The organism is Neobacillus sp. YIM B06451 (assembly GCF_032667185.1).
Taxonomy (GTDB): domain Bacteria; phylum Bacillota; class Bacilli; order Bacillales; family Cytobacillaceae; genus Bacillus_D.
Map to the genome: position 1 here is coordinate 76,242 of NZ_JAVFKJ010000011.1, position 26,334 is coordinate 102,575.

At 47.3% G+C, this 26,334-nt stretch carries 28 protein-coding genes; 19 read left to right on the forward strand and 9 right to left on the reverse strand.

Annotated elements, in window-relative coordinates:
* Positions 1-102 precede the first annotated feature (102 nt).
* On the forward strand, positions 103-1,329 hold the full coding sequence (locus RB160_RS16780) for a Glu/Leu/Phe/Val family dehydrogenase (protein WP_316571578.1): 1,227 nt from the start codon (positions 103-105) through the stop codon (positions 1,327-1,329).
* Positions 1,330-1,428: 99 nt separating this feature from the next.
* Here RB160_RS16780 and RB160_RS16785 read toward each other — a convergent pair whose 3' ends face one another.
* Positions 1,429-1,662, reverse strand: a complete 234-nt coding sequence (locus tag RB160_RS16785) for a DUF378 domain-containing protein (RefSeq protein ID WP_316571579.1) — start codon at positions 1,660-1,662, stop codon at positions 1,429-1,431.
* Between the two features lie 142 nt (positions 1,663-1,804).
* On the opposite strand from RB160_RS16785, the gene RB160_RS16790 reads away from it, so the two are divergent.
* The 3 genes from RB160_RS16790 to RB160_RS16800 all read left to right on the forward strand — a co-directional run bounded on the left by RB160_RS16790 (position 1,805) and on the right by RB160_RS16800 (position 4,964).
* Positions 1,805-2,971: an iron-containing alcohol dehydrogenase gene (locus tag RB160_RS16790; protein ID WP_316571580.1), complete on the forward strand. Its 1,167-nt coding sequence runs from the start codon at positions 1,805-1,807 to the stop codon at positions 2,969-2,971.
* 192 nt (positions 2,972-3,163) lie between these two features.
* On the forward strand, positions 3,164-4,513 hold the full coding sequence (locus RB160_RS16795) for a glucose-6-phosphate isomerase (protein WP_316571581.1): 1,350 nt from the start codon (positions 3,164-3,166) through the stop codon (positions 4,511-4,513).
* 49 nt (positions 4,514-4,562) lie between these two features.
* Entirely contained in the window at positions 4,563-4,964 is a 402-nt protein-coding gene (locus RB160_RS16800; protein WP_316571582.1) for a YugN-like family protein, read from the forward strand.
* A gap of 291 nt (positions 4,965-5,255) precedes the next feature.
* Here the strand turns inward: RB160_RS16800 and RB160_RS16805 are convergent, their stop codons facing one another.
* Together RB160_RS16805 and RB160_RS16810 are read right to left on the reverse strand one after the other, a co-directional pair.
* Positions 5,256-6,242 (reverse strand): potassium channel family protein, encoded by a 987-nt coding sequence (locus RB160_RS16805; RefSeq protein WP_316571583.1) that lies wholly within the window; start codon positions 6,240-6,242, stop codon positions 5,256-5,258.
* Positions 6,243-6,458: 216 nt separating this feature from the next.
* Positions 6,459-7,115, reverse strand: a complete 657-nt coding sequence (locus tag RB160_RS16810) for a transglutaminase domain-containing protein (RefSeq protein WP_316571584.1) — start codon at positions 7,113-7,115, stop codon at positions 6,459-6,461.
* A gap of 292 nt (positions 7,116-7,407) precedes the next feature.
* On the opposite strand from RB160_RS16810, the gene RB160_RS16815 reads away from it, so the two are divergent.
* The 4 genes from RB160_RS16815 (at position 7,408) to RB160_RS16830 (ending at position 11,324) form a co-directional block, all read left to right on the forward strand.
* Positions 7,408-9,078, forward strand: coding sequence for a DUF6044 family protein (locus RB160_RS16815; RefSeq protein ID WP_316571585.1), 1,671 nt, complete (start codon positions 7,408-7,410; stop codon positions 9,076-9,078).
* 59 nt (positions 9,079-9,137) lie between these two features.
* Complete coding sequence (locus RB160_RS16820; protein ID WP_316571586.1) at positions 9,138-10,169, forward strand: glycosyltransferase family 2 protein; 1,032 nt, start codon at positions 9,138-9,140, stop codon at positions 10,167-10,169.
* Positions 10,138-10,569 carry a GtrA family protein gene (locus tag RB160_RS16825; RefSeq protein ID WP_316571587.1) on the forward strand — a complete coding sequence of 144 codons (432 nt, stop codon included), beginning with the start codon at positions 10,138-10,140 and terminating at the stop codon, positions 10,567-10,569. The genes RB160_RS16820 and RB160_RS16825 overlap by 32 nt, the downstream gene beginning before the upstream one ends.
* Positions 10,570-10,694: 125 nt before the next feature.
* Entirely contained in the window at positions 10,695-11,324 is a 630-nt protein-coding gene (locus tag RB160_RS16830; protein WP_316571588.1) for a LysE family transporter, read from the forward strand.
* 89 nt (positions 11,325-11,413) lie between these two features.
* Here RB160_RS16830 and RB160_RS16835 read toward each other — a convergent pair whose 3' ends face one another.
* Positions 11,414-11,575, reverse strand: a complete 162-nt coding sequence (locus RB160_RS16835) for a hypothetical protein (RefSeq protein ID WP_316571589.1) — start codon at positions 11,573-11,575, stop codon at positions 11,414-11,416.
* 248 nt (positions 11,576-11,823) lie between these two features.
* Here RB160_RS16835 and RB160_RS16840 point away from each other — a divergent pair, with 248 nt between their 5' ends.
* Positions 11,824-12,621 (forward strand): TraR/DksA C4-type zinc finger protein, encoded by a 798-nt coding sequence (locus RB160_RS16840; protein WP_316571590.1) that lies wholly within the window; start codon positions 11,824-11,826, stop codon positions 12,619-12,621.
* Positions 12,622-13,289: 668 nt separating this feature from the next.
* Here RB160_RS16840 and RB160_RS16845 read toward each other — a convergent pair.
* Entirely contained in the window at positions 13,290-13,472 is a 183-nt protein-coding gene (locus RB160_RS16845) for a YozQ family protein (RefSeq protein ID WP_316571591.1), read from the reverse strand.
* A 90-nt stretch (positions 13,473-13,562) separates the two neighbouring features.
* Here RB160_RS16845 and RB160_RS16850 point away from each other — a divergent pair, with 90 nt between their 5' ends.
* Positions 13,563-13,724, forward strand: coding sequence for a hypothetical protein (locus tag RB160_RS16850; protein WP_316571592.1), 162 nt, complete (start codon positions 13,563-13,565; stop codon positions 13,722-13,724).
* Positions 13,725-14,055: 331 nt separating this feature from the next.
* Here the strand turns inward: RB160_RS16850 and RB160_RS16855 are convergent, their stop codons facing one another.
* Complete coding sequence (locus RB160_RS16855; protein WP_316571593.1) at positions 14,056-15,195, reverse strand: hypothetical protein; 1,140 nt, start codon at positions 15,193-15,195, stop codon at positions 14,056-14,058.
* Positions 15,182-15,751, reverse strand: coding sequence for a sigma-70 family RNA polymerase sigma factor (locus tag RB160_RS16860; protein WP_316571594.1), 570 nt, complete (start codon positions 15,749-15,751; stop codon positions 15,182-15,184). The genes RB160_RS16855 and RB160_RS16860 overlap by 14 nt, the downstream gene beginning before the upstream one ends.
* Positions 15,752-16,045: 294 nt before the next feature.
* On the opposite strand from RB160_RS16860, the gene RB160_RS16865 reads away from it, so the two are divergent.
* Complete coding sequence (locus RB160_RS16865) at positions 16,046-16,570, forward strand: GrpB family protein (RefSeq protein WP_316571595.1); 525 nt, start codon at positions 16,046-16,048, stop codon at positions 16,568-16,570.
* 138 nt (positions 16,571-16,708) lie between these two features.
* On the opposite strand, the gene RB160_RS16870 is transcribed toward RB160_RS16865, so the two are convergent.
* Positions 16,709-16,969, reverse strand: coding sequence for a hypothetical protein (locus RB160_RS16870; protein WP_316571596.1), 261 nt, complete (start codon positions 16,967-16,969; stop codon positions 16,709-16,711).
* 246 nt (positions 16,970-17,215) lie between these two features.
* Between RB160_RS16870 and RB160_RS16875 the strand changes: the two genes are divergently transcribed.
* The 3 genes from RB160_RS16875 (at position 17,216) to RB160_RS16885 (ending at position 20,240) form a co-directional block, all read left to right on the forward strand.
* Positions 17,216-18,478 carry a S8 family peptidase gene (locus RB160_RS16875; RefSeq protein ID WP_316571597.1) on the forward strand — a complete coding sequence of 421 codons (1,263 nt, stop codon included), beginning with the start codon at positions 17,216-17,218 and terminating at the stop codon, positions 18,476-18,478.
* Positions 18,479-18,617: 139 nt separating this feature from the next.
* Positions 18,618-19,847, forward strand: a complete 1,230-nt coding sequence (locus tag RB160_RS16880) for a helix-turn-helix domain-containing protein (protein ID WP_396954737.1) — start codon at positions 18,618-18,620, stop codon at positions 19,845-19,847.
* Between the two features lie 12 nt (positions 19,848-19,859).
* A complete protein-coding gene (locus RB160_RS16885; RefSeq protein WP_316571599.1) occupies positions 19,860-20,240 on the forward strand; it encodes a hypothetical protein in 381 nt (126 codons plus the stop codon).
* A 76-nt stretch (positions 20,241-20,316) separates the two neighbouring features.
* Here RB160_RS16885 and RB160_RS16890 read toward each other — a convergent pair whose 3' ends face one another.
* Positions 20,317-21,480 (reverse strand): FtsW/RodA/SpoVE family cell cycle protein, encoded by a 1,164-nt coding sequence (locus RB160_RS16890; protein ID WP_316571600.1) that lies wholly within the window; start codon positions 21,478-21,480, stop codon positions 20,317-20,319.
* A 408-nt stretch (positions 21,481-21,888) separates the two neighbouring features.
* Here RB160_RS16890 and rbsK point away from each other — a divergent pair, with 408 nt between their 5' ends.
* The 5 genes from rbsK to RB160_RS16915 all read left to right on the forward strand — a co-directional run bounded on the left by rbsK (position 21,889) and on the right by RB160_RS16915 (position 26,100).
* Complete coding sequence (gene rbsK / locus RB160_RS16895; RefSeq protein WP_316571601.1) at positions 21,889-22,770, forward strand: ribokinase; 882 nt, start codon at positions 21,889-21,891, stop codon at positions 22,768-22,770.
* A 219-nt stretch (positions 22,771-22,989) separates the two neighbouring features.
* On the forward strand, positions 22,990-23,190 hold the full coding sequence (locus RB160_RS16900) for a cold-shock protein (protein ID WP_043932249.1): 201 nt from the start codon (positions 22,990-22,992) through the stop codon (positions 23,188-23,190).
* 674 nt (positions 23,191-23,864) lie between these two features.
* Positions 23,865-24,086 (forward strand): hypothetical protein, encoded by a 222-nt coding sequence (locus RB160_RS16905; protein ID WP_316571602.1) that lies wholly within the window; start codon positions 23,865-23,867, stop codon positions 24,084-24,086.
* A gap of 204 nt (positions 24,087-24,290) precedes the next feature.
* Complete coding sequence (locus RB160_RS16910) at positions 24,291-25,454, forward strand: trans-sulfuration enzyme family protein (protein WP_316571603.1); 1,164 nt, start codon at positions 24,291-24,293, stop codon at positions 25,452-25,454.
* A gap of 148 nt (positions 25,455-25,602) precedes the next feature.
* Positions 25,603-26,100, forward strand: coding sequence for a spore coat protein (locus RB160_RS16915; RefSeq protein ID WP_316571604.1), 498 nt, complete (start codon positions 25,603-25,605; stop codon positions 26,098-26,100).
* Positions 26,101-26,334: the final 234 nt, after the last annotated feature.

Sequence of the window (26,334 nt, forward strand, 5' to 3'; positions counted from 1 at the left end):
CCGCTTCTTCAAAAGGATTTTTTAAAGATGGGAAATCATTCCGTATTATAACCGAACAAAAGGGCTGATATTCAGGCATTCGACTTTGAGGAGAATCCCCATATGCTACAATCGACGCAAAGTGTAATGAAGGAAGCGCTTTGGAAACTGGGCTACAAAGATAATGTATATGAATTGTTAAAAGAACCTTCCAGGCTGCTTGAAGTGCGTATCCCGGTCAGCATGGACGACCGGTCCGTAAAAGTGTTCACGGGTTATCGGGCGCAGCACAATGATGCCGCCGGGCCAATAAAAGGCGGCATTAGGTTCCACCCCGATGTGGATGCCGATACAATCAAAGCCCTTTCCATTTGGACGGCGCTGAAATGTGGGATTGCCGACCTTCCTTTTGGCGGCGGGAAAGGTGGAATTGCCTGTGACCCTCGGCATCTGAGCCTTGGGGAACTCGAACGCCTGAGCCGTGGTTATGTCCGCGCTGTTTCGCAAATCGTCGGCCCAGCAAAGGATATCCTTGGGCCCGATGTGTTCACCAATTCGCAAATCATGGCCTGGATGGTTGATGAATACAACAGGCTGAAAAGATACGATTCTCCCGGTTTTATCTCAGGCAAGCCCCTTGCCCTTGGCGGTTCCGAGGGCAGGGAGAGGGCGAGCTCGCTCGGTGTTGCCATTTGCGTAGAGGAAGCGGCCAAAAAGAAGCAGTTAAGGATAAAAGGGTCTAGGGTGATTATCCAAGGATTCGGAAACGCCGGGAGTTATCTTGCCAAATACCTTCATGACGCAGGCGCGATTATCGTGGGCATTTCGGATGCCTATGGAGCGCTGTATGACCCCGATGGCCTTCCTGTTGAATATTTGCTAAACCGGCGCGACAGCTTTGGAACGGTTACCTCCCTTTTCGAAGGAACGATTACGAATGCCGAGCTACTTGAGCAGGAATGTGACATCCTTGTCCCCGCGGCTGTTTCGGGGCAGATTACGAAAGAAAACGCCCATAATATCAAAGCTTCGATTATTGTCGAGGCGGCGGGGGGCCCGACAACGCTTGAAGCCGAGAAAACTCTCGATAGCTTGGGCATCCACGTTGTCCCGGATGTCCTCGCAGGCTCAGGCGGGATTATCGTTTCGTATTTCGAATGGGTCCAGAACAAACAAGGGCTTTATTGGCCGCTTGAAGAAATTGAGAAGAAGCTTAGGTTAAAAATGACCGAAGCATTCAATACGATATACGACTCCGCAAAATCGAGGCGGATCAACATGCGCCTGGCGGCTTATATGGCTGGCGCACAAAAAATGGCCGAAGCCTCCATAAAACGGGGCTGGGTATAACGGAAAAACAAAAATCCCCGCATATGCTGCGGGGATTTCTTGTGTAAAAAAGGACTATCATAATACATTTTTGGGTGGGATCTTCCCAAATCCGCTTCCTTACCTCGTCGGATTCGTTTGGGCCGCTTCTTCCCTCTCATGGCTTGGGGCAAAGAGCAGGCCGAGGTTAATTAGGCCGGCAATTCCGACAAGGCCATAAATAATACGTGAAACCCCGGAATCCTGCCCGCCAAAAAGGGAAGCAACGAGGTCAAATTGGAAAAAACCGACAAGGCCCCAGTTAATAGCGCCAATAATTGTAAGGACAAGTGCAATCCTTTGAATCGTGCTCATCTAGATCCTCCTTTAATCGTTATCACTACTAATGTGGACACGATTAGGAATTTTATACATGCATGGCACCAAAAAAGCATGCGAACTTTTTGCAATCTATTATGCGATAATAAATAATAGTGTGTGTAAAGGAGGAGTTTCGATGGATAATTTTATTTTCTACAATCCTGTGCGATTGATTTTTGGAAAAGGCCAGCTGGCCGAATTGAAAAATGAAGTCCCGAAATACGGGAAAAAAGTACTTCTCGTCTATGGGGGAGGAAGCATTAAACGGAGTGGCCTTTATGATCAGGTTATTACGCTTTTGAATGAAGCCGGAGCCGAGGTTTTTGAACTGGCAGGAGTCGAACCGAACCCGCGTGTCTCCACTGCCAGGAAAGGAATCGAGATTTGCAAAACAGAAGGGATCGATCTTCTGCTAGCTGTTGGCGGGGGCTCGGTCATCGACTGCACGAAGCTAATTGCTGCCGGTGCAAAATATGAAGGTGATGCATGGGACATTGTTTTGAAAAAAGCAGTGGTGAACGATGCCCTCCCATTCGGCACGGTATTGACGCTTGCTGCGACCGGATCGGAAATGAACGCCGGATCCGTCATCACCAACTGGGAAACGAATGAGAAATACGGATGGGGTGCGCCGCCATACTCAATGCCACAATTCTCAATCCTTGACCCGGTTCATACGTTCACCGTTCCAAAAGACCAGACAATTTACGGGATTGTCGATATGATGTCCCACACATTCGAGCACTATTTCCATAAAGCAGGAAATACACCGTACCAGGACCGCATGTGTGAATCCCTCCTTCAAACCGTAATGGAAATAGCTCCAAAAGCTGTGGAGGACCTTGAAAACTATGAGTACCGCGAAACGCTCCTTTTCTGCGGCACAATGGCATTGAACGGCATGATCAATATGGGCTTCCGCGGCGACTGGGCGACCCACAATATCGAGCACGCCGTCTCGGCTGTTTACGATATTCCGCACGGCGGCGGGCTTGCGATCCTGTTCCCGAACTGGATGAAGCACAACCTGAAAAAAGATCCGGCCAGGTTCAAGCAACTGGCGGTCCGTGTCTTCGGCGTTGATCCGACAGGCAAAACTGATGAAGAAGCCGCTCTTGAAGGAATCGAAAAGCTGCGCGAATTCTGGTCAAGCATCGGTGCTCCAGCGCGACTAGCCGATTACGGCATCGACGACAGCAAGATCGAGCTCATGGCCGACAAAGCTATGGCTAACGGCGAATTTGGCGGATACATCACCCTCAATAAGGATGATGTACTGGCAATCCTGCGTGCATCACTATAAAAATGGAACGGCTGTCCTATTGAAGGGCAGCCTTTTTATGTTGAGGGCTTATTTTTATTTTTACAATTCAACAAAAACAGTTGTGCGAAATTTGCGGGAAGAATCCCGCTGCCACGGCAGGCTGTTCCTTGCTTAACCGATATCCATTGGGTAAAGTGGGTATTATAAACACTATAATACGGAGGTTTCCAAATGACACATATCCGTTTTGACTACACAAAAGCGCTCGGCTTCTTCGGCGAGCACGAACTCACCTACCTGCGTGACGCCGTAAAGGTCGCCCACCATTCCCTCCACGAAAAAACCGGAGCGGGCGGCGACTACCTCGGATGGATCGACCTTCCTGAAAACTACGACAAAGAAGAATTTTCCCGGATCCAGAAGGCTGCGGAAAAAATCAAATCTGATTCCGATGTCCTCATCGTCATTGGCATAGGCGGCTCTTACCTGGGCGCCCGCGCCGCAATCGAATTCCTGGGCAACAGCTTCTATAACGCCATGCCGTCCGACAAGCGCGGCACACCGCAAATCATCTTTGCCGGAAACAACATCTCGTCCACCTACATGCACGACGTTATCGGTCTGCTTGAAGGCAAGGACTTCTCCATCAACGTCATCTCAAAGTCCGGCACAACGACCGAACCGGCCATCGCCTTCCGCCTGTTCCGGAAGCTTCTTGTGGAAAAATACGGTGAAGAGGAGGCGAGGAAGCGGGTCTACGCCACCACGGACAAGTCGCGCGGAGCCCTGAAGACGCTCGCCAACGAAGAAGGCTACGAAACATTCGTCATTCCGGACGATGTCGGCGGCCGCTACTCTGTTTTAACAGCAGTCGGCTTGCTGCCAATCGCTGTGTGCGGAGCGGATATTGAAGCGATGATGAACGGCGCCCGCCAGGCGATGGAGGATTACAGCCACTCCGAGCTTGAGGACAACCCTGCTTATCAATATGCCGCAGTCCGGAACGCTTTGTACAACAAGGGAAAGACTATCGAAATGTTAATTAACTACGAGCCTGGCCTGCAATATTTCTCCGAATGGTGGAAGCAGCTTTTCGGTGAAAGTGAAGGAAAGGACCAAAAAGGGATTTTTCCAGCCTCGGCCAATTTCTCGACTGATTTGCATTCGCTTGGGCAATATATCCAGGAAGGCCGCCGCGATATGTTTGAAACAATCATTAAAGTGGAAAAACCACGATATGAGCTCAAAATCGAGGAGGAAGCGAATGACCTCGACGGCTTGAACTACCTTGCCGGGCAAACGGTCGATTTCGTCAACAACAAAGCCTTCGAAGGGACAATGCTCGCCCACACTGATGGCGGCGTCCCGAACCTGATTGTTTCCATTCCGCAAATGGACGAGTATACATTCGGCTATTTGGTCTACTTTTTCGAAAAAGCTTGCGCGATGAGCGGCTACCTGCTCGGCGTCAACCCATTCGACCAGCCAGGCGTTGAAGCCTACAAGGTCAACATGTTCGCGCTCCTTGGCAAGCCTGGCTACGAAGAGAAGAAAGCCGAATTGGAAAAACGCCTGAAATAAACTTAGTGCTAATGTTTTACGAAAATGAAAAAGGAAAGAGGGGGCTGCTATGATTCCTGTAAAAAGCGATGTTGAAGGAAAAGATTTTTCCTTTAAAGTTCTTGAGGATACCCTGAAACCGCTCGGCTATGCGGTCGGGGGCAACTGGGATTACGACAAGGGCTTCTTTGACTACAAAATTGATGATGACGCCGGATACCACTTTTTCAGGGTGCCATTCCAGGCGATCGATGGCCAGCTTGACGGAGGAAATCCAAGAGTCAGAATTGGCACGCCGTTCCTTCTCGCCCATGAGTACGAGGACGGAGTCGATAAGGAAGGCAACGTCGGCAATCTGTCCGCTTCGGTAAATCAGTTCCAGTCACCAGAAGACAAAGATGCCCCAATCGACTCAGAATACCTGAAAATCGCGGACGACCTGGTCGCAAAACTGGAAGCGGCCCTTCTCTAAAACCTTATTTCATTTTAAAAGCGCGGGGGCTTGGGGCTCCCGCGCTTCTATTTTTATTAAGAATAATATTTCTTTTGAATCATTGGGTACGGACAAAATCCCTATTGAACAGAGTTATAAATCCACAGTTATTTCTGTTTGGGCAGCAACCCATTGATTTGGCGGACATGAGTCCAAAGCTGCCTGATGTTTGGACATCAGAAAAATAGTAGGCGCCAGACGCTTACTAGTGAATCCTAACAAATAACCAGTTAATTTCTGTCATGCTGCGCAATGCTAACTAGTGAATTCTTATCTAATAGTTATAAATTCATCACCAGATTCAATTTTAAAAGTAAGGGGCGGGTTGACGACCAGTTCTTCTCCTCTTTTTATGCCTATCAACAGCTTTTCCCTGGATGCCCAGGCTTCCTTTGCCTCAACGAATGTCCTTCCGCCAAAATGTTCACCTACCTGCTCAGATGCAAGGCGGTTTTCCTGGAGCCCGCCGATGATATCCAGGAGAAGCCCCGTTCCCCGTGAGTGGATGCTGCTAAGCATAAAGATGCTGGTCAGTTTGTTTGATTGCAGGACTTGGTCGGCACCGGCCCGTTTGGCATTCACAACCTGCTCGGGTGTCAGGATTTCGACGATGCACTTTACTTCTGGGCAAATTCCTTTAATGGTCAGCAGGGTAAGAATCGAGTTCATGTCAGCGAGAAGTTCCTCGTGGCTATGGTCTGACGTGATTAGCACCATTTCGGCCTTTGGGACGTTTCCTTTTAAAATGGTTTCATCAACGTGGGGCTTGCCTTGAACGAAGTGGACATAGCGTGACTGGGTCGGGTTCTCATCAAGCGTTTCATCGATTAGGACAATTTCTATCGGGCTGCCGGAATCGCTCAGCTTGCTGATAATTTCTCTTGAACGCTCATTCCAGCCCACAATCACCATATGGCCGGTTTCTTTGTACGCAAGCTTTCCTTCAGACAAAGCGTTCTGTTTTGTTACTGCCGCGGTTGCCAGGGAAACGAAATAATACGAAACAAGCCCCGCTCCAAACAAGATCAGAAGGACCGCGGCAAGCCTACCCAAAAGGGAGTGGGGAACAAAATCGCCGTAGCCCACGGTCGTGGCTGTAATAAACGCCCACCAAATCCCATCGCTTACAGTTTTAAAGGTATCGGGTTCAAGAAAACGGATGCCTACCCCGAACACAAAGAAAAAGAAAAATGTAATAAACAAAACCCTCATTTGGACGGGCAGCCGCAAAAAATGAATGTACCAGCGGTTTGGCATGGAAACCTCCTTATCGGCGAACAGGGCCTATCCGAATAACAGCCTGGCCGGCTCCCCACATGGATTCCTAAACAATCGAGCTATATTCTACAATTATGGACAAAACCTGCTGTTTCCATAAGGGGCCGGCATCAATCTTGTTTTTTTAATCGCCTTACCTGCCCTCAAAAAAACGCTTCCCCCGAAGAGGAAGCGTTCCCAACTAATATAATAATTCTACCAAAGATACTCCCCTACCCTGAATTCATCGGTATGGAAAAGGTAGTCAAGGTTTGGTTTATGGATAAACTCGCGGGAGCGGTTGTCGATGTAGCCGGCACCCCGGGTAGTGTCCTGTGGAACCCATTTGCCGTCAATCATAATTTCATTCCAGGCATGGTCACTGCCATATACGACCTTCGCTTCAATCCCTGCGGCTCTGTGGAGGGCTGCATTCAAATGGGAAAATCCCATGCACATCGCTTTCCCTGACCTCAACGCCTCTAGCGCGGATTTGAACTCAAATGGCCTGCCCGCGATCGCGTCAAAGTAGGTTGCAGCATCATATTCCAGATTTTCAGTTACCCATTTATAGATTGCAATTGATTTTTCTTTCGCCGTTTTCTTTCCATATGTAACTTCTTCGGCGATCCGGATAATTTCCGCATCCCCGCTCTCGACGACTCCGCTTGGAAGCAGGAAAGGATTGCCTTCCATTGTTCTTGTTACATGAAAGGACAGGGTAGTTAAAAGACCGTGTTCTTTGGTGCGGAGGGAGCTGGCTTCATATGCAAGGTCTTTTGACAGGCTGGTTGCCATCGCAAACGGAAGGCCAGGCTGGGCCACGATGATAGCGAGGAAACCGAAGAATACAATTAGAACGAACTTTTTCATGAAGCTTCTCTCCCTGTAAAAGATATATAAAATATAAATATAATATTTATAGTAAATATAGTAAAAAAGACCCGTATTTGTAAAGAGAAAAATACCAAATTTTCAGTTTTTTTGCCGAAACCGCCCGAATTTCGAAAAATCATCATTATTCAAGGATAGTGGCAAAGCTATTTTTCTAAAAAGAAATCACCCATTGGAAAATAAGGAATAATTCACTAAAGCTGGACAAATACTAAAACGGGTCTGAAGGGATAAAAAATGCCGTGAACGAGCATTGAAGTGAGGGGAAGGGATGTTTGCGAGAAAAGAGTGGCGGCATATAACCATAGCCTTCATAGCGCTTGCCATTTATGTGGCGCCGCTGTTCCTGCTTGGGGAAGATGCCCATATCCGCGTCCATGACAACCTCGATTCGAATATTGCTTGGTACAAGGTACTCGCGGAAAGCGGGGAAATTTTCGGGCTGGTGGACGCCTCCATTCCGCAAATTATCAATGGGGAGCTTTCGAGGAACGCGTTCGGGCCGGAAATGAGCGGGATTGTCTGGCTCCACGCGCTGCTCCCACCGATGGCCGCATACGCTGTAAGCCAGGCGATTACACGGATTTTGGCCTTTATTGGAATGTACCTTTTGCTTAAAAAACATACAATCAGTGGGCCGCGGCAGCAATGGATTGCCACAGCGGTCGCGTTGGCCTTTGCGCTTACACCATTTTGGCCTTCGGGTATGCTCAGCACGCTCGGCATGCCCCTTGCGCTTTGGGCGCTTCTCAATATCCGGGCCGGGGAAAAACACCCAATTAACTGGATTGTTTTCCTGCTTTTGCCGCTGTACTCAAGCTTCGTCCTCGGTTTCTTTTTCTTCATCGTGGCGGCGGGGCTGTTCTGGCTAATTGATTCCATCAAAACAAAGAGGTGGAACCTCCGATTTTTCCTGGCGATAGCAGCGATGACAGCGATGTTTTTGCTAGTTGAGTACCGGCTCGTTTATTCATTTTTATTTGATGATGAGCCGAACAGCAGGGATGAGTATTTCCATGCACGGCTTTCGTTTTGGCATGCGGTAAGGCTGTCACTGAAAAATTTCTTCCTTGGCCACACGCATGTCATGACTGTCCACGGGCTGTTCATCATTGCTTCAACCGTGATGGCACTCGGTATTATTTTCACAAAAAAAAGCTGGCGTGAGGAAAAACTGTTTCTGCAGCTGCTAGTATTGAACATCGTCCTTTCCATCTGGTATGCCTTCTGGTTCTACAGAGGCTGGCTGCCGCTGACGGAAAGGTTCCATTTTCTTGATACATTCAATTTCGCGCGGTTCCATTTTCTCAGGCCGCTTGTCATTTACACGGGTTTCGCGCTTGCCCTGAAAATCATCGCGGACTCAGGTGTTGCCTGGAGGAAGGCGGCGGCCGTTCTTGCCGTGGCGCAAATCCTGCTCCTGTTCATGTTTAACGACGAAATCGTTTACCGTGACAAGCCGACGTTCAGGCAATTTTACGCGGAAAAGCAATTTGCGGAGATTGGGCGCCACATCGGCCTGCCAAAAAAGGAATACCGGGTCGCGAGCATCGGCATCCATCCGGCAATCGCCCAGTACAACGGATTTTACACACTCGATACATACAACAATTTCTACCCGCTTTCCTACAAGCATGAATTTCGGAAAATCATCGCCAAAGAACTCGAGAAAAACAACGTTATCCGTGAGTACTTTGACGAATGGGGTGGGCGCTGCTACATCTTCACAGCAGAGCTAGGCAAACGGTATATGTTTAAAAAGAACTCGAAAGCAACCTTAAAGAACCTCGAGCTGGACACCAGCCAGTTCAAAAAGATGGGCGGCACATACATTTTCTCCGCGGTCCCGATTAAGAATGCCGAGGAAAACAGGCTTCAACTCGAACGAACCTTTATTTCAAAGGAGTCCGCCTGGAAAATTTACCTGTACAAGGCGTATTAACTACGCCGCCGGACATTTTTAAAAACAAACGCTCTAATCACATCAGGAGGATCCGAAACATGAGTGAACCAGTCCTTACAATTGTCGTCCCTTGCTACAATGAGGAAGAAGTGTTGCCCTTTACGATACAGGAGCTTTCGGGCCTGTTATCCAGGATGATTGGCGATGGACGCGTATCACCCCGAAGCCGGCTTTTGCTCGTCGATGATGGCAGCAGGGACAGGACATGGGAGCTTATTTACAAAGCAAGCCTTTCAAACCAGCTCGTAAAAGGGCTTAAGCTTGCCAGGAACGCTGGCCACCAGAATGCGCTCCTTGCTGGAATTTTTACGGCAAAGGAAGCTTCCGATTGCATCGTCACAATCGACGCCGATCTTCAGGATGATATCACCGCCATTCCCGAATTTATTGAAAAATATAAGGATGGCTGCGAAGTTGTATACGGAGTAAGGAAGAGCCGGAAAAAAGATACGTGGTTCAAGCGGTGCACTGCCCATGGCTTCTATTCATTAATGGCCAAAATGGGCGTCAATCTTGTCTATAACCATGCCGATTTCCGGCTGCTTGGCAAACGCGCCGTTTCCGAACTTGAACGGTTCCGCGAAATCAATATGTTCCTAAGGGGCGTTATCCCGCTGATCGGCTTTAAATCCGCAGAAGTTTTTTACGACAGGAAGGAGCGCCTGGCAGGGGAATCGAAATATCCGCTACGCAAAATGCTCGGCTTTGCGTTTGACGGGATCACATCCTTCTCGGTAACGCCAATCCGCCTCGTCCTCACATTGGGCGTTGCGGCCTGCCTGGTTAGCATCCTCTCGGGAACGTATTTCTTCTCCCTGAATCTTTTCGGCGAAACGGCATCGGAGTTGACAACGCTAATCATTACAATCTGGCTGATCGGCGGCCTGCAGCTTGTCGCCATCGGACTGATTGGGGAATATATAGGAAAAATTTACAAAGAATCGAAGCAGCGCCCAAAATTCATTATCGACATCGACATGTTCAACCTGCCTTTTGGCTTGATGAACCAAACCGAACCGGGAACGGAGCGATATCGCCTTGATAGCGGCAAACTCCCTGAAACAAACTAACTCATTCGTCCGCTTTGCCCTCGTCGGTATGGCCAACACCGTGTTGGGCTTGCTGATCATGCTTACGCTTTTGAACGTTGCCGGCACCTCGTACTGGCTCTCGACATTCATTGGCAACACAGCCGGAGCGGCTCTCAGCTATTTTCTAAACCGTTCCTTCACCTTTAGAAGCTCAGTCCGCTTTTTCGAAGGGGCACCGAAGTTTGTTGCCGTTATCCATATTTGCTACTTTGCCTCCTACTGGGCAAGTGGGCAGTTAATTGGCGCTGGAGCGGCTGATTTTCTGCCCCCCGTTTATCGTGATGACGCAGCAGTCCTCGCCGGCAGCGCCCTATACACCATAACCAACTATTTCGGGCAAAAAAAATGGGTCTTCCGCGGAAGGCCGGCCGAGCGTTAGGGGAAATATATATCTTCACCCCCACAACGCCCGCTTCAAAAATCATCTAAAAACAGTCGTACAAGCCCACTTCCCTGAATACATTGTGGAGACAAGCTTTTTTTCAGGCAGGGGAGTGGAACGTCATGACCGTCTATTTAAGCTATATATTGCTCGGCCTATCACTCGCAGCTCCAATCGGGCCAATCAATGCCGCCCAACTCGACCGCGGCATCCGCTATGGATTCTGGCATTCCTGGCTGACTGGAGTCGGAGCGGCCGCAGCAGACGGCATCTACATGATCATCGTTTATGCCGGAGTCGTCAACTTCATCGACACTCCAATCGTCCAGACATTCCTCTGGTTATTCGGCGCATTCGTCCTTCTCTACACCGGCGTAGAAAGCCTCATCAACATCAAAGGGCTCACCATCAGCGGCAACAACAAAAAGGAACCGCTCATCAAATCCTTCATGTCCGGCTTTTTAATGTCACTGTCCAACCCGCTCACCATCTTATTCTGGCTCGGCATCTACGGCTCCGTCCTCGCCAAAACCGCCGCCACCTCGGGACACGGACAGCTCATCCTGTACAGCGCCGCCATCTTCTCCGGCCTGCTCATCTGGGACATCTCAATGGCCACCCTCGCAACAGGCGCTAAACGGTACCTCACCTCGGCATTCCTGACAGCCATATCCGTCATCTCCGGCCTCTCACTCATCGGCTTCGGACTCTACTTCGGCTGGCAAGGAATCGGAGCCCTGTTATCCTGGTAAGGCCAACCCCTCTTTTTGGAAAAAGCCCGGCTTCCGCCGGGCAGGCCCACGCCATCTAACCCTCAAACAAAACCCCGGCCGGCAAGCCTTTAAACCTTGCGGCCAGTAGCACCAGGCGACTTATCCGTATTCCCTTGGCCATTATAATCCGTCCTGCCGGCGCCACGCACCTGGTCCCGGTCGGTGCCAACATACTCAGCCTGATGCTTCTCCTGTATTTCATGAAACTTCTTCTTATCCAAGTTCGGCATTTTAACCACACTCCTTTCAAGTTAGGTTGCGCCGCAAGAGCCTTTTTATCCCGCTTAAGGCTTCGGAAACAGGGGAACGACAATTTTCATTAACTCAAAAGTTCCGTTTTATCAAGATTCGGTTTTGCTACTTTAACCGGGTGAAGGCTCAACAAACAGTTGCATAATAAACGGCCGTTTACTTGAAACTAAAGAGAGGAACGGACCGGGCCTTGGCGCGCGGATTTTTTAAGGAAAGGGGCTTGCATATGTTATCTTCAGCGCAATTGGAGGAGCTGCGGTCGCGGCTGCTAGAGGAAAAAGCAAACCTTGAAGGGCATTTGGAGGAAAATGATGAATACGGGCTGCAGCGGGGACACGGGCACGAATCGATGGGCGAGCTCTCAAGCTACGACAATCATCCCGCCGATGACGCCACCGAACTGTACGAACGTGAAAAGGACATAGCCCTGAATGAACACACCAATAACCAGCTTGATAATATAAACAGGGCGCTTGAAGCAATCGCGCACGGCGCTTATGGCAAGTGCCAGGTGTGCGGGAAGGACATTCCGTTTGAACGCCTCGAAGCGCTTCCTGATACGACGTATTGCAAGGAACACAGTCCCGATAAGGTGACCTCGCACACCCGCCCGGTCGAGGAAGGCGTCCTCTTGCCGCCATTCGGGAAATTTGATAAGGACGAAGAGGATGAAAGTGTCTCCTATGACGCCGAAGATACGTGGCAGGAAGTAGCTTCGTATGGGACATCGGAAACGCCATCCGACTTTGCCTTCACCGATGAAAAGGACCACTACAATGACGATTATATTGAGAGTGAGGACCCGGTCGGATACGTAGAGGATTACGAAAACTTCGTCGGAGTCGATATGTATGGCAACAACGTAACCATTTACCCGAACGGCCAACACCGAAAATACGAGGACGAACTCGATGAAGAAGGCCTCATGACCGCTTTCGGCGACTTGCCAGCGTTCGAGCATGACCCATACGTCGATGATGACCCAAAAGACGGCCTCCAAGACCGCCATTCCTATGAAAAATAAGAACGGGTAAATCATGCCCGTTCTTTTTCGTTAGGAGCATTTTTATAAAAAAATAAAGGCACTTTCAACGCCGCAGCCAACTCAAAGTCAGTTTTATAAATATAGGATTTGGGTTGTCGGAATAACCCGGATTCGTGACAAGCAATGCCCAAACTCGGGTTGGGTTGTCAGAATAATCCTTGATTCGTGACAACCCAGGGCGAATATCAGGTCTGGTTGTCACAATAATCCCTGATTCGTGACAAGCCAGGACCAAAATCCGGTTTGGTTGTCAGAATAAGCCCGGATATGTGACAACCTAAGGCCAGAATCTAGTTGGCTTGTCAGAATAACCCTTGATTCGTGACAACTGAGGTCCAAAATCCGGTATGGTTGTCACAATAAGCTTTGAATCGTGACAACCGAGCACCAAAATCTAGGTTCGTTGTCACAATAGCCACCGATTCGTGACAACCAGCTGCCAAAACGGGGTCTGGTTGTCAAGATAACCCTTGATTCGTGACAACCCAGGGGAAAAATCGGGTCAGGTTGTCAGTAAAGCGCCTGATATCTGGACAAGCGCAGGCAATAATTGTTTTTCGGCAACAACCCACTCAAAACTACCTTCATTTCTGCAGCAAGCCGCATTAAAAAAGCATTCCCCGAAAACAGAGAATGCCAGTAAAGCTTTACCGGGGCAAATCATCTGCACTTCCATCCGGACGCTCGATTTTGCCGCCAATTTCACCTTCCATATACACGTCGCTTACTTGTTCATGTGTTTCCGCCAGTCCAGCGGACACCTCATCTTTCTTTTTATAATCGGAAGGGTCATATATGCGTCCGGCGATTCCTCTTTCACGTTTACCCATCTTCATCATCCTTTCCAATATATTTTTCTCAAACAAATGGGTTTTATCCAGAGGGTTTAGGAGAAGAGTAAGGTAAAGGAGGCGAGATCAATGAAAGATAAAGAACAAATGCTTTCACGCAGGGATCTTGATGAAGCATTCCACAACCTGCATGATCAAATCATCCGGATAGCTGTTGAAGAGGAAGAGGAAATGATCAAGCAGGAAGTGGACGAAAAACAAAATCACGAGGAAGCTCCTCGATTAGATTAAAAAAGCCTCCCGGTTGCCATTGCAGCCGGGGGCTTTTTTAACAGAATGGAGGATAAACGGGCACTTGCGCTTTTCTTTGTCCAGCTACAGCGCCCAGCGCCTAGTGTACTTCGGTCCCCTCGCTACGATAAGTCAACATCGATTCGCTTTCGCTCATCGTGTTTCCTTTATCCCACCGTTAAGGGACAGTAAGCCCTAAAGGGCAACTGTCCCTAAAGGTCCGATTTGTTCAACTAACCATCAGCGGAAAAACACCGCTGATGGAAGTTTCACTTTATCTCCATCGGGGCCCTCCAGTTCATACGGCGCTAAACGGACGCTTTCACTTTTCTTATTGAATCGGCAGCCAGCTGACCTTCCAGATACCCTTATGGTTTTTGACTAGCCTAAAGCCAAGGCCATCTTCCTCGGAAATGGTTACGACTGCTTCGTTTTCGCCAATGAATGCCACCTGCTTCACTGGATTGCCGAGAACTTTCTTAAGGATTTTTTCATTTCCCGCAGCCATATTCGGATCCTGGGAGGCCTTAATATATTCATCCACGGATGTAAAAACCGGTGTTGCTTCAGGATCATCGTTGTACAAGGCGAATTGTGTCTCGTAGTCACGTATTTGCTCGGCATAGAAATAAAACAGAAAAACGGAAAACGAATCAAGCGTGTGGAGGATGGTCTCATCATGCGTCTTTGCAAATTCGCTATAGGCCGCCTTTAACGTGTCAGTTAACTCCAAGTTCCCTTTCCCATCCAGGGGAACTGGCCTGTTCGAATACGTAATTTCCGGTTCCTCCGGGATAATGACCCGTTCCAGCTTCAGAACATCCGCTACATTCTTTTCTGCCCTTGCATAGGCGGTATAGCCGCTCACCTCAATCTGGATTCCCTCAGCCATTGAATTGGGAGCCATCCCAAAGACAGTCGCTAAATTCTCTTTGTCCTGCTGGTTAAAGGTAAATTCATCCCCGGATCCAGGATTGACCGGCAGCCTTTCAACACCCTCTTTATCAGGTTGGAAAAAGATTTTATTCGCCTTTTCTCCCATATCGGCCCCATGGTAAATAAGCGTGCCTGTCAGGATAGCCTTACCCTTAAACCGTGCTTCCATCAGGCTGGCATTGTTTATTTCTTTTCCGCTTCCCGTCCCTTTTTTAGTGAGTACCCAGCCATTAAGGGAATCGCCTTCCTTCAGCCCATCATAGAAAGGGAAGTCCGGTGTTGTCGCACGTGAACCATTACCATTGTCTAGCAGCCCAAACTCCTTACCAACAAGTCCGCCGCCGACCAGCAAAACAGCTGCTGCAACGATCGCTGTCAATGTTTTCGGTAAAAAATCACGTTGCTTCCGGGGCTTTTTTCCTTTTAATGCTTTTATCCGTTCCCTGATTTGCTGTTTCTCAGCTTCAGATAAAATCGATTCTTCCGGCAGGCTTCCAAGCAGCGCGCTTTTAAGCTCTTTATTAAACTGACTCATAGCGTCCACCTCTTTCGAAAGGAATGTAGGCATTTCTCACTTTCTCTTTTGCCCGGTGCAGCCGGGTTTTCACGGTCGCCAATGGAATCCCGAGTGTTTCACTGATTTCGGGAACGGTAAGGTCCTGGTAAAAATGCAGTAAAATTACCTCCCTGTATTTCAGTGGCAGGGACCAAACTGCCTCCAACAGCTGCTTGTTTGCATCCTTTTCAATGGCTGCCTCTTCCGGAGTCCGTTTTGTATCCTTCATAAAACTGAAAACTTTTTCAGCAACAGCCATATGGCGGTGGTGCCAGCTTTTCAAATAATCCTTTGAACGATTGATCGCGATTGTATACACCCAAGTTTTATACGAAGAACGCCCTTCAAAATAATCCAATTTCATGTACACAGCCACAAAAACCTCCTGAGTGAGGTCGCCGGCAATGTCCCAATCCTTTACATAAGAATAAACAAGGCGTTTAACCTGGTCGCCATACGCTTCCATTATCTCTTCCAGCTTCGCTTCGTTACCGTCCGCGAGCGCAATCCGTCTCTCTGTCAAATCCCCCGACATGTCTTCACCTCTTCAAGATCGTGTTTCCCTTTTGACGAGTCCCAAATGTAAATAGATTCATTTTCTTCAAAACTTTATTGAAATCCTATTTTTAAAAAAATTCACTTCCCAATATTCCCAGCACTAATCGTACAGGAAAAAAGATTGGAGAAGAAAGTAATAAACCTAAAGTATACTTTGAAAGAGAGCATAACTTGAAGTAGAATAAGGAAAAAAATCCAAAAAGAATATTAAAAGTTCGCTAATCTACCTAAAACCTAGGTTAATATATTCAGAAAAAATGGGGGGAAGAGCATGGATGTCCGTCTGTCGGATTGGAATGAAAACTGGGCGCGGATGTTTGAAGAGGAATCCCGGTTCCTTAAAACGGTATTTGGAGATGTGATCATCAACTTTGAGCATTTTGGCAGCACTTCGGTACCAGGGTTAAAGGCAAAGCCGGTTATTGACATGATGGCGATTGTCGTGGAAATTGAAAAAGTAGATTCCTTGAATGGAGAAATGGCTTTCCTTGGTTACGATGTGGCAGGGGAGTGGGGAATCCCAGGCCGTCGGCTTTTCCGGAAAGGCGGGGAGAATAGGACGCACCATATCCATTTTTATCAATATGATAACGAGCAAATCCATAGGCACCTTATTTTTCGCGACTACCTGCGTATCCACCCGGAGGAAGCGGCGAGGTATTCGGTTTTTAAAGAAGGACTTGCAAAGCGATTTACAAAGACAAGCGAGTACAGCCAGGCAAAAAAATCCTTCGTCCTGGACATGGAACGGCGAGCTCTCGAGTGGCACGACAATGATAGAAAAAACAACAGATAAAACTACTTAAAAACAATTAGGCAATAAATGTAAATTCATGCTTTTCCACTTATAAAAAAACAAAAGAATCCGCTTTTATAAAGAAGCGGATTCCTTTGTTTTCCAATTAATATACACTCTCTACAATTTTTTCCCAACTTAAAACGAGTTCACTGACCCTTCAGAATTTGTTTCCTGTGGGTTATTGGAACCACTTCCGCCGTTGTTTCCATGGCAGCTTTCGTACATTTCCTTTAATTCCTTTTCACTAAAATCCGGGTGCATTTGCTGCATATGCGGCTTCATTTTCCCGAAACTAAGGATTTCTTTGGCAAAAGATGGCGCTTCAGCGAAAACACCGGCGGCATTGGCGCCTAAAAGCATGCCCAGCCCAAGAATTGCAGCGGCGATTTTCTTCATACCTTTATACCTCCTTATTTATATATTCATCTTAAGCTTACAGGAAGTTTGTGCATATTCTTTGCACTATTCATGAAAAATTAGAGACATTTTCCTTCTTGGATAAGCCAAAAGGCCCATTTACTCGCGGCAATTTTCCCAACAGGAAACAGCATGATTTTCGTTGCTTATATCAGAAAATTTAAAATATACTAAAATCATGCAGCAGGGGTGCTGCTGATATTCATACTCGAAAGGAGCAGGCAGATGAAGAAAAGAACCAAAATTGGATCGGCTTTCATGAGTTTAGCATTGGGAGTATCGGTTTTTGCGACGGCTGCATTTGGCCAGGTACCTGAGCAGGCGGCAAAGGATTCCTATCGGGTTTTAATTAACGGCAGCGCAGGAGAAAAGGCCAAGGCACAACAAAGTTTCGGAACCCGTTGGGATTTCGGAGCCAATGGGTTCACGACGACCGTCAATGGAAGCCAATATCAGGCTTTATTGAAAAATAAGAACCTTAAAGTTGAATTTGTTGATGAAGTTCAACTAGATAGCGAGGCGGCTGCAAAACCGGGCCCATCCACGCAGGCGATTCCTTCCGACCAGACACCTTGGGGCATTGAAGCAATTTATAATGACTCTACTATTAAGTCAACCTCGGGCGGAGATGGCATTAAGGTAGCGGTCCTTGATACTGGCGTATATACAAGCCATATTGACTTGAGGGACAATGTCGAGCAGTGCAAGGATTTCACACAGGCTACGTCCCAGCTTGTGAATGGCGTATGTAATGATAGGAATGGCCACGGAACCCACGTTGCAGGCACGGTGCTAGCGAACGGCGGCTATGATGGCCTTGGTATTTATGGAGTGGCTCCACAGGCTGAGCTTTGGGCATACAAAGTACTTAATGACCGGGGTTCGGGCTATTCCGATGACATTGCGGCAGCTATCCGCCATGCGGCTGACGAAGCTTCCCGCCTTGGAGTAAAAACAGTAGTTTCCATGTCTTTGGGATCAAGCACAAAAAATTCATTGATTACGAGCGCGGTTGATTACGCATATGGAAAAGGCGCCCTTGTTGTTGCCGCGGCGGGCAACAGCGGTCCTAGTTCCAACACAATCGGCTATCCCGGTGCTCTTGTGAATGCGGTGGCGGTCGCTTCCCTTGACAACACTTTTGTTAATGGTACCTATAAGGTTTCCGACTTCTCATCAAGAGGAAATCCTGCCACTGCCGGGGATTATGTCATCCAGGAACGTGATATTGAAGTCTCTGCTCCAGGTGGATCCATTTATTCAACTTCCGCTAGCGGCGGCTATACGACAATGAGTGGAACATCGATGGCAACTCCACACATTTCCGGGCTTGCTGCAAAGATTTGGTCTTCCAACAAATCGCTTAGCAATGTCCAGGTTCGCGCCGACCTGCAAAACCGTGCGAAACTGTATGACATCAAAGGCGGAACAGGCGCCGGAACTGGCGATGACTATGCATCTGGCTTTGGTTTCCCACGGGTAAAATAATTCATTAGTCCCGGCCCATCCTGCAAAAATGCAGGATGGTTTTGGGCGTTTAGTATCATATTCTTGCGAAATATCCGATATTTTTGAATAATTGTTTATAATTTTCCATATTTCGTGATAGAGTAGTAGAAAACGGTTGGTGAGTAAATTGGATTTTGGGCCATTGATCAAGTATTACAGAACCCAAAGGAGGATGACTCAAAAGGAGCTTGCCGAGGGGATTTGCTCAATCCCGCATTTAAGCAAAATTGAACACACTTCAAAAGAGGGTAATAGAGAAACAGTCGCCTTGCTACTACAAAGGCTTGGCATCGAAATTGAAGATGTGGCCAGCAAGGACGAAGAAATTAAAGCCCTGCTGGATGAGTTCGATAATCAAATGACATTCCAAATCAAGGCGGAGGCGGATCGCGTCTTTTCCCGGCTCTCAGAGCTTGGCAACCTTATCCCGTTTTCATCACATATTTATACATACGAACTGTATAAATACAGATACCTGCTTTTTAAAGGGGACGATCGCGAAGCAGAAGCCCAGCAGGAATTGCTCAAAAAGCATTTGAAAAACTTCTCACGGCAGGAGCGGAACCTATTCGACTATTTCACAAGCATCCATTTAATGCGGCATGCAAAATACCATAAAGCAGATGCGATTCTTGAAAAGTTGGATGCAGAACAGGCAGGCGGAATCAACCTAGGTGAATTCCTGTACCACAGGGCATTTGCCAAAGGATATACACTTCAATTCGGCTATGCCATCCATTTTGGAAAAAAAGCGCTCCAGCATTTCATGGAGCAGCACAATTTCAGGCGCATCCTTCACACCCTTATGATAATGGGGATAAATTATATTTATTCGAACATTTTTGAAGAAGCTTCCGCATGCTTCGAACATGTTATCCGGAATGCAGAGCTCTTAAATGAAAAAGGCTTGTTACCGCAAATTTATCATAATATGGGTATTTTGCAGAAAAAAACACAAAAGCTTGACCAGGCAGTACATTATTTTAAAAAGAGCCTATCCATTCAAAAAGATAAAGGGTTTTATTATCTGGTAACGCTTAATTCACTAGGTGAAACTCTTTATTTGAAAGGAGAGCATGCCAATTCAAGGAAATGCTTTGAAGAAGTTTTGCGGCTGGCTGACCAACTTGGAAACAGCAAATACATGATGGTAAGTTCATTTTATCTAATGCTTTTCGATTCCGATCCAAGGGCATATGAGTATCTTGAGACAAAAGTTATCCCTCTTCTTGAAGACGGAAAAGAGCTCAAAGATGACCTTTCATATTTTTATAAATTACTAGCAGATCATTTTGCTAGCGATGGAAAGTTCGAGCAGGCAGTCCATTACTTAAATAAAATGATTTAAGGAGGAGTTTTAATGAAAAAAGGGGTTATCATTCTTTGCTCTGTGTTTGCGTTCAGCCTGTTCGCGGCCGGATTTGCGCCTTCAAAAGCAGCAGCGAGTTCACCAATTTACCCGCCGCTAGAGTCGACTGATTCACCGATTTACCCGCCGCTAGTGTCGACTGATTCACCGATTTACCCGCCACTCGAGTCGGCTAATTCGCCAATTTACCCACCACTTGAGTCGGCTGATTCACCGATTTACCCGCCACTTGAGTCGGCTGATTCGCCAATCTACCCGCCGCTAGAGTCGGCTGATTCACCAATCTACCCGCCGCTAGAGTCGGCTGATTCACCAATCTACCCGCCACTCGAGTCGGCTGATTCGCCGATTTACCCGCCACTAGGATTCTAGCATTTCAGGCGGCTGCAAAATAGGCTGGACAACAGATGAAAAAGGCGCATCCATTTCCCGGATGCGCCTTTTTGCGTCAATCATCGTCTTCAGAGAACATATATTTTTTCGTTTTTGCTGAGATATTCAGGACAAGGGACAGCGAAAGAAGGGTTCCTAACAGCGAGCTTCCGCCATAGCTTATGAGCGGGAGCGGTATTCCGGTAATTGGGACAAGGCCGATAACCATGCCAATGTTTTCGAAAATATGGAATGTCAAAACCGAGATGACGCCGGTCGCAATCAAGCTTTCATAAGGGCCTTTATTCCTTAGTGCAATAACAATGATTCGGTAAATCAGGATGAAGTAAAGTGAAATGACGAGGCTGGCTCCAAAGAACCCAAATTCTTCCCCTATAACTGTAAAAATAAAATCCGAATGGGCTTCCGGTACATTTACCTGGGATGCATTGAATCCCTTTCCGTACATCATGCCTGAACCAATGGCCATGATTGAATACGCCAGCTGAAAGGAGCTGTTTTGCATGTCCGCGAATGGATCAAGCCAGGAATGGATTCGGTTTAGCTGATATTGGTCAAGGACGAGCAGCAATAGATCAGGCGCATTAAGATAAATATAAACGAGGCTCGCCAGTAGCAAGGTTGCCGCTCCGCCTAACGTGGCAACAATCCGCCAATTGATTCCTGAGATGAACGTCATTCCAATTACAATCGAGGTAACCGCCATCGCTGTACCGGCATCTGGCTGAAGTAGGATAAAAGCAAGCGGCAAAGCGGACACAACTGAAATTTTACCAAGAAGCACGAAATCTGTCTGCAAGGTCCGATCCATGTATTTCTCATTATGGTTTGAAATCACCCTGGCGAGAAATATAATGAGGAAAAGCTTCATAAATTCCGATGGCTGAATCGAGCCGACCTTCGGAATTTCGAACCACGCCTTTGCACCTTTCGTTACCGGCGCAATGGATTGAGGAGAAAAGAATAGGGCAATTAGGACCAAGACACCAAAAATATAAGCAAACGGTGATATTCTCTTAATCTGATCAAAATCAAAAAAATACACAAAAGCGGACGCACCCAGTCCAATTACATACCAGCGGGCTTGCAGCAATACGAAATTCACGTTATACGGTGAATATTTTTGGGCGCTGTATATTGCGATGCAGCTTACAATCATAAACAGGAAAATAAGCAGCAAAAGCGTAAAATCGAAATAATTCCGTTGTGATTTATCCATAAACGTGCATCTCCACATTTATTGTTTTTCAGAACAAGAGAAAAAATGAATCTCATTTCAAAAATTCCTACTCTATTAGTGTACCTTATTTTCCAAAGGCGGGCAGTCTTTCCGGCAAGAATAGGAAAAATCTTTTCCGATAAAAGAGGAATCCCTTGGAATTCTGTAACGCGTTACACGTCGATTAGATAGACGATATCTCCTGTACTTTTGTTACCCATTTTTTAAAAATATGCCAGCATGTTGGAAAAAAGTCATTTGTAGGGCGTTCCCACTGTTTGCTTCTAAAGTAAAATGGACTATCCTGTAAGTAGTGTCCAACTCTTTAAAAAGGAGCTGGCGGAACGAAAAAGCAACCAATGAGTCAATTCTCAAAAATGAGCTGCTTGGAAAGGGCGGAATCTACGTATGGAAAAAAAGAAAATAACGGTCATCGGCAGCATAAATATGGATCTCGTAACAAAGGTTTCTCGTGTACCTCTTGTTGGTGAAACTGTAATCGGTGAGTCTTTTTACACAGCTCCGGGCGGAAAAGGGGCGAACCAGGCTGTTGCCGCAGCCAGACTTGGCGCACAGGTTTCAATGATTGGATGTGTGGGGGGCGATACTTTCGGCAGGGAGCTCATTTCGAACCTGGAAAGCGAATTGATTGACACTTCAAAAGTCGAGGTTGTTTCCGGTAGTTCGACAGGAATCGCTTCTATTACTGTATCCGGCGGGGATAACAGCATAATCGTAACACCGGGGGCAAATAACCTAGTAACACCGGAATTCATTTTGCGCCATGAAAAAGCAATCTCGGAAAGCGACATTATCATCCTTCAGCTCGAAATACCGTTGGAAACAGTGAAACTCGCGGCTTCGATTGCAAAAAAGCACGGAGTAAAGGTCATTTTGAATCCCGCTCCATTTCAGGTACTTCCGGAGCAGCTGCTCAATGATGTCGACTATCTGACCCCGAATGAACATGAACAAAAGCAGCTACTATTATCCCTTAATAGTGAACAAAAAGAAGAAATCCTGAAAAAATGCATTGTCACCCAAGGGCCAAAAGGTGTCGCCATATACAAGGATGGAGTTGGAGAAATCCCTGGCTACCGAGTTGAAGCGATTGACACAACTGGTGCGGGAGATACATTTAATGGGGCACTAGCCTTTGCATTAAGCGAGGGAATGGAGCTGAAGGAAGCCTGCCAGTTCGCCAACGCGGCCGCAGCGCTTTCGGTTACAAAACCCGGCGCCCAGGGAGGCATGCCAACAAGGGATGAGGTCAAGGCGCTCATAAAATAGGCAGGAAAAACGGGGGCCTAAATCCCTATTTGGCGAACGTTGTCGATATTTTGGTAAAAAAAGGATTACGACTTTTACCCTCTCTGCTTGCCTTTTATTTCTATTCATGTTATTCTAATCAAGAATTATTTTTGTTCGGTAACATGCGACATCGCCTGGATACGTTTGAGCAAGAATAGTAATACAATTGTGTGCGAACCACACGAGGAGGCAACAAACATGGAAAACGGTAAAGTTAAATGGTTTAATGCAGAAAAAGGTTTCGGATTCATCGAGCGCGAAGGCGGAGACGACGTATTCGTTCATTTCTCAGCTATCCAAGGCGAAGGCTTCAAAACTCTTGAAGAAGGCCAAGAAGTAACATTTGACGTTGAGCAAGGCGCTCGCGGACCACAAGCTGCAAACGTTCGCAAAAACTAATTAGTTTTTGCTCCATAGAAAACAGGTTCCTGCAAAGGGACCTGTTTTTATTTTTTTTGGAAAAATACAATCCATTTTTCAGTCGACCCCGTTTGGGTCGTCTGAATCCGTGAAAGTAAAGAGAGAAAAACCTGATTAGTTTCTCCGCTCATACCTCTCGAGTGACAACCAACAGCCAAAACCCGGTTTAGTTGTCAGGCAAAGTTCCGATTCGTGACAACTATGCGACGAAACCCGGTTTAGTTGTCACGCGAAGCCCTGATTCGTGACAACCAGGTGGAAAAACCCGGTTTAGTTGTCAGGCAAAGCCCCGATACGTGACAACCATCCGGCAAAATCTGGTTTAGTTGTCAGGCAAAGTCCGATACGTGACAACCAGGTTGCGAAACCCGGTTTGGTTGTCACGCAAAGCCCTGAATCGTGACAACCATGCGGCAAAATTCAGTTTAGTTGTCAGGCAAAGCCCCGATACGTGACAACCCTGCGGCGAAATCTGGTTTAGTTGTCACGCAAAGCCCCGATTCGTGACAACTATGCGGCGAAATCTGGTTTAGTGATCAGGCAAAGCCCTGATTCGTGACAACCAGGCGGCGAAGCCCGGTTTAGTTGTCAAAATCCCCCGGATGAGGGACATTGAAAAGCCAAATTTCGAAAAGGAAGTCACTCAATTCCAAATGAGTGACATTGATTTGGCAAATTCCGAAAAGGAAGTCACTCAAATCAAGATAAATGACATTGATTGGTCAAAATCCAAAAAGGAAGTCACTCAAATCAAAATGAGTGACATTGATTTGGCAAAATCCGAAAAGGAAGTCACTCAAAGCCAAATAAGTGACATTGATTGGGCAATATCCAAAAAGGAAGTCACTCAAACCCAAATGAGTGACATTGATTAGACGAAAATCAAAATGGAAGTTTCTCAAATCGAACTAAAATGTACTCCAAACCTATCGTGACAACAAAACTCCAACACCCTCAACACGACCACCTCATTATTACCATGACTAATTCCTGACCTTCACCAGCCAGCCCTCCTCATATTCCTTCCTGCCTTTGCCAAAACTAAAGCGATAAACCAGGAAAAGGGGCGGGCAGCGTATATGGATAATCATTGGAAAAAGGATCTTGAAATCTGCCTGGAACTCGGAGACAGGCGCGAGCAATTTGGCGGGGCGGTTGTACCGCCCACCTATGGGAATTCGCTTTTTGTATACGATTCCATGGATAGCCTCACAAAGGCGGTCATGAATGAGCAGGGGCATTATGTATACACCCGCGGCACCAACCCGACCATCGAAACCGCCGAAATGAAGCTTGCCGCCCTTGAACGCGGCGAGGCTTGCCGCTGCTTCTCATCAGGAATGGCTGCCATTGCCGCAGCCCTGATGAACTCCTTGCAAAGCGGCGACCATGTCTTATGTGTCAGCAATCTTTATTTTTCAACAATGGAACTCCTTAGATACCTTAAGAAATTCGGCATTAGCCATTCTGTCTGTTATGAAACCGCGGCAGAAGCTGTTGAAAAACAGATCAAGCAGAATACCCGAGTCATTTTCATGGAAAGCCCGTCCTACATGACATTCCGGCTGACCGACCCCCGGACGATCTCATCACTCGCAAAAAAACATGGCATCAGGACAATCATCGACAATACTTGGGCAACACCTCTTTTCCAAAAGCCGCTGTTATACGGTGTTGATATCGTCGTCCACTCGCTTTCAAAATATCTCGGTGGGCACAGCGACCTTGTGGGTGGGGCGGTCATTTCCAAAAAGAAAATTATCGACAATCTTTTTACAAAAGAACTGCTGCTATTGGGAGGTAACTTTTCCCCGTATGAAGCGACGTTGCTGCTAAGGGGTATGCGTTCGCTGCCGTTTAGGCTAAAAGCGCATCAAGCAAACGCCCTCAAAGTAGCCGAATTTCTTGAACAGCATTCAAAGGTTAAGCAAGTCCTTTATCCCGGGCTCCCTTCCCATCCTGATTATGAACTTGGCAAAACTGTCCTTTCCGGCTATAGCGGGGTGATGGGGTTTGCTGTCCATGGCGGATACCGGGGCGCAAGAAGTGTACTCGACCACCTCCAACACATAAAAATTGGCGTATCCTGGGGATCGTTTGAGAGCCTGGCGATGTCGCCTAACACAGGAAATAATGAAGAACAGCTCATTTCGGAAAATATTGATCCCGGGACCATCCGGCTTGCGGTCGGGCTTGGCGAAAGTGGAGAAATCATTGCCGATTTGGACCAGGCTCTTGCATGAAAGCCTGGGGACAAAGATTCGAATGCCCAAAAGACTAATACAGCTGCCTTAAGTGCTAGGCAAACTGTATTTTTTCCTGGGACGAATAACCAATTTTCCGCCTCCGGAATACGTTAAAGTGATGTTTTAGAAAATGGAGGTATCCGAAATGAATGAAGAACGAAGGACGCTTGCCTGGCATGAAACGCTTGAGCTGCACGAACTGACGGCTTTTCAATCCATTGGTTTAATGAAACTGAAAATGGGGATGAAACGGATTACCGACAACGAGTTGCGTGGGATTTACCAGCGGACAATCCGCGACATCGAGGAAAATCTCACGGAACTGCTACAGTTCTATCCTTCCGCCGCGGGCCAGGCCCAACGTGATGACGATGAGATGAGGGAGGATAATCCCTTTTATGCCGGTGACCTTTTGGCGATGTCCAAGACACTCGTCCGCAACTATGGGATTGCCGTAACCGAAACCGCTACTCCTCAACTCCGGCGGACATTCCTGAACCATATGACCAAGGCAGTTAGGGGCCATGAGCGGATTTTTAACTATATGCACAGCAAAGGACTGTATCCATCATACGACCTTGGGAAAATGCTTCAAAATGACGTAAACTTAGCCCGTAGAGCGATCGGCATCCGCGACGAATAACTCAAATTAACTAGACACAATCCAAGCTGATTTTAAAAGGAAAATGCCTAATTTAAGCGCCCGAGCCAGGGCGCTTTCGCTTTTTATCGCACAGCTGGCACTTTTTTGCTAAATTGGAAGTATGAGATGCATGAAAGGGAGAAAACAATGCACTTTGAACTAAAGCCGCTTGAGCCAGGGCGCTGACAGTCTCTTTCGGCGACCGGATTGCTACGGATATTGACAAGCGGATCA

Excerpts from the sequence above, each read along its gene's own strand:
- RB160_RS16815 (WP_316571585.1), top strand. The coding sequence starts at position 7,408 with ATGTTTGCGAGAAAAGAGTGGCGGCATATAACCATAGCCTTCATAGCG.
- RB160_RS16835 (WP_316571589.1), bottom strand. The coding sequence starts at position 11,575 with ATGCCGAACTTGGATAAGAAGAAGTTTCATGAAATACAGGAGAAGCAT.
- RB160_RS16810 (WP_316571584.1), bottom strand. The coding sequence starts at position 7,115 with ATGAAAAAGTTCGTTCTAATTGTATTCTTCGGTTTCCTCGCTATCATC.
- RB160_RS16820 (WP_316571586.1), top strand. The coding sequence starts at position 9,138 with ATGAGTGAACCAGTCCTTACAATTGTCGTCCCTTGCTACAATGAGGAA.
- RB160_RS16790 (WP_316571580.1), top strand. The coding sequence starts at position 1,805 with ATGGATAATTTTATTTTCTACAATCCTGTGCGATTGATTTTTGGAAAA.
- RB160_RS16785 (WP_316571579.1), bottom strand. The coding sequence starts at position 1,662 with ATGAGCACGATTCAAAGGATTGCACTTGTCCTTACAATTATTGGCGCT.
- RB160_RS16840 (WP_316571590.1), top strand. The coding sequence starts at position 11,824 with ATGTTATCTTCAGCGCAATTGGAGGAGCTGCGGTCGCGGCTGCTAGAG.
- RB160_RS16915 (WP_316571604.1), top strand. The coding sequence starts at position 25,603 with ATGAATGAAGAACGAAGGACGCTTGCCTGGCATGAAACGCTTGAGCTG.
- RB160_RS16890 (WP_316571600.1), bottom strand. The coding sequence starts at position 21,480 with ATGGATAAATCACAACGGAATTATTTCGATTTTACGCTTTTGCTGCTT.
- RB160_RS16855 (WP_316571593.1), bottom strand. The coding sequence starts at position 15,195 with ATGAGTCAGTTTAATAAAGAGCTTAAAAGCGCGCTGCTTGGAAGCCTG.
- RB160_RS16845 (WP_316571591.1), bottom strand. The coding sequence starts at position 13,472 with ATGGGTAAACGTGAAAGAGGAATCGCCGGACGCATATATGACCCTTCC.
- RB160_RS16865 (WP_316571595.1), top strand. The coding sequence starts at position 16,046 with ATGGATGTCCGTCTGTCGGATTGGAATGAAAACTGGGCGCGGATGTTT.
- RB160_RS16875 (WP_316571597.1), top strand. The coding sequence starts at position 17,216 with ATGAAGAAAAGAACCAAAATTGGATCGGCTTTCATGAGTTTAGCATTG.
- RB160_RS16805 (WP_316571583.1), bottom strand. The coding sequence starts at position 6,242 with ATGCCAAACCGCTGGTACATTCATTTTTTGCGGCTGCCCGTCCAAATG.
- RB160_RS16780 (WP_316571578.1), top strand. The coding sequence starts at position 103 with ATGCTACAATCGACGCAAAGTGTAATGAAGGAAGCGCTTTGGAAACTG.
- RB160_RS16860 (WP_316571594.1), bottom strand. The coding sequence starts at position 15,751 with ATGTCGGGGGATTTGACAGAGAGACGGATTGCGCTCGCGGACGGTAAC.
- rbsK (WP_316571601.1), top strand. The coding sequence starts at position 21,889 with ATGGAAAAAAAGAAAATAACGGTCATCGGCAGCATAAATATGGATCTC.
- RB160_RS16905 (WP_316571602.1), top strand. The coding sequence starts at position 23,865 with ATGAGTGACATTGATTTGGCAAATTCCGAAAAGGAAGTCACTCAAATC.
- RB160_RS16795 (WP_316571581.1), top strand. The coding sequence starts at position 3,164 with ATGACACATATCCGTTTTGACTACACAAAAGCGCTCGGCTTCTTCGGC.
- RB160_RS16830 (WP_316571588.1), top strand. The coding sequence starts at position 10,695 with ATGACCGTCTATTTAAGCTATATATTGCTCGGCCTATCACTCGCAGCT.
- RB160_RS16850 (WP_316571592.1), top strand. The coding sequence starts at position 13,563 with ATGAAAGATAAAGAACAAATGCTTTCACGCAGGGATCTTGATGAAGCA.
- RB160_RS16870 (WP_316571596.1), bottom strand. The coding sequence starts at position 16,969 with ATGAAGAAAATCGCCGCTGCAATTCTTGGGCTGGGCATGCTTTTAGGC.
- RB160_RS16910 (WP_316571603.1), top strand. The coding sequence starts at position 24,291 with ATGGATAATCATTGGAAAAAGGATCTTGAAATCTGCCTGGAACTCGGA.
- RB160_RS16800 (WP_316571582.1), top strand. The coding sequence starts at position 4,563 with ATGATTCCTGTAAAAAGCGATGTTGAAGGAAAAGATTTTTCCTTTAAA.
- RB160_RS16885 (WP_316571599.1), top strand. The coding sequence starts at position 19,860 with ATGAAAAAAGGGGTTATCATTCTTTGCTCTGTGTTTGCGTTCAGCCTG.
- RB160_RS16900 (WP_043932249.1), top strand. The coding sequence starts at position 22,990 with ATGGAAAACGGTAAAGTTAAATGGTTTAATGCAGAAAAAGGTTTCGGA.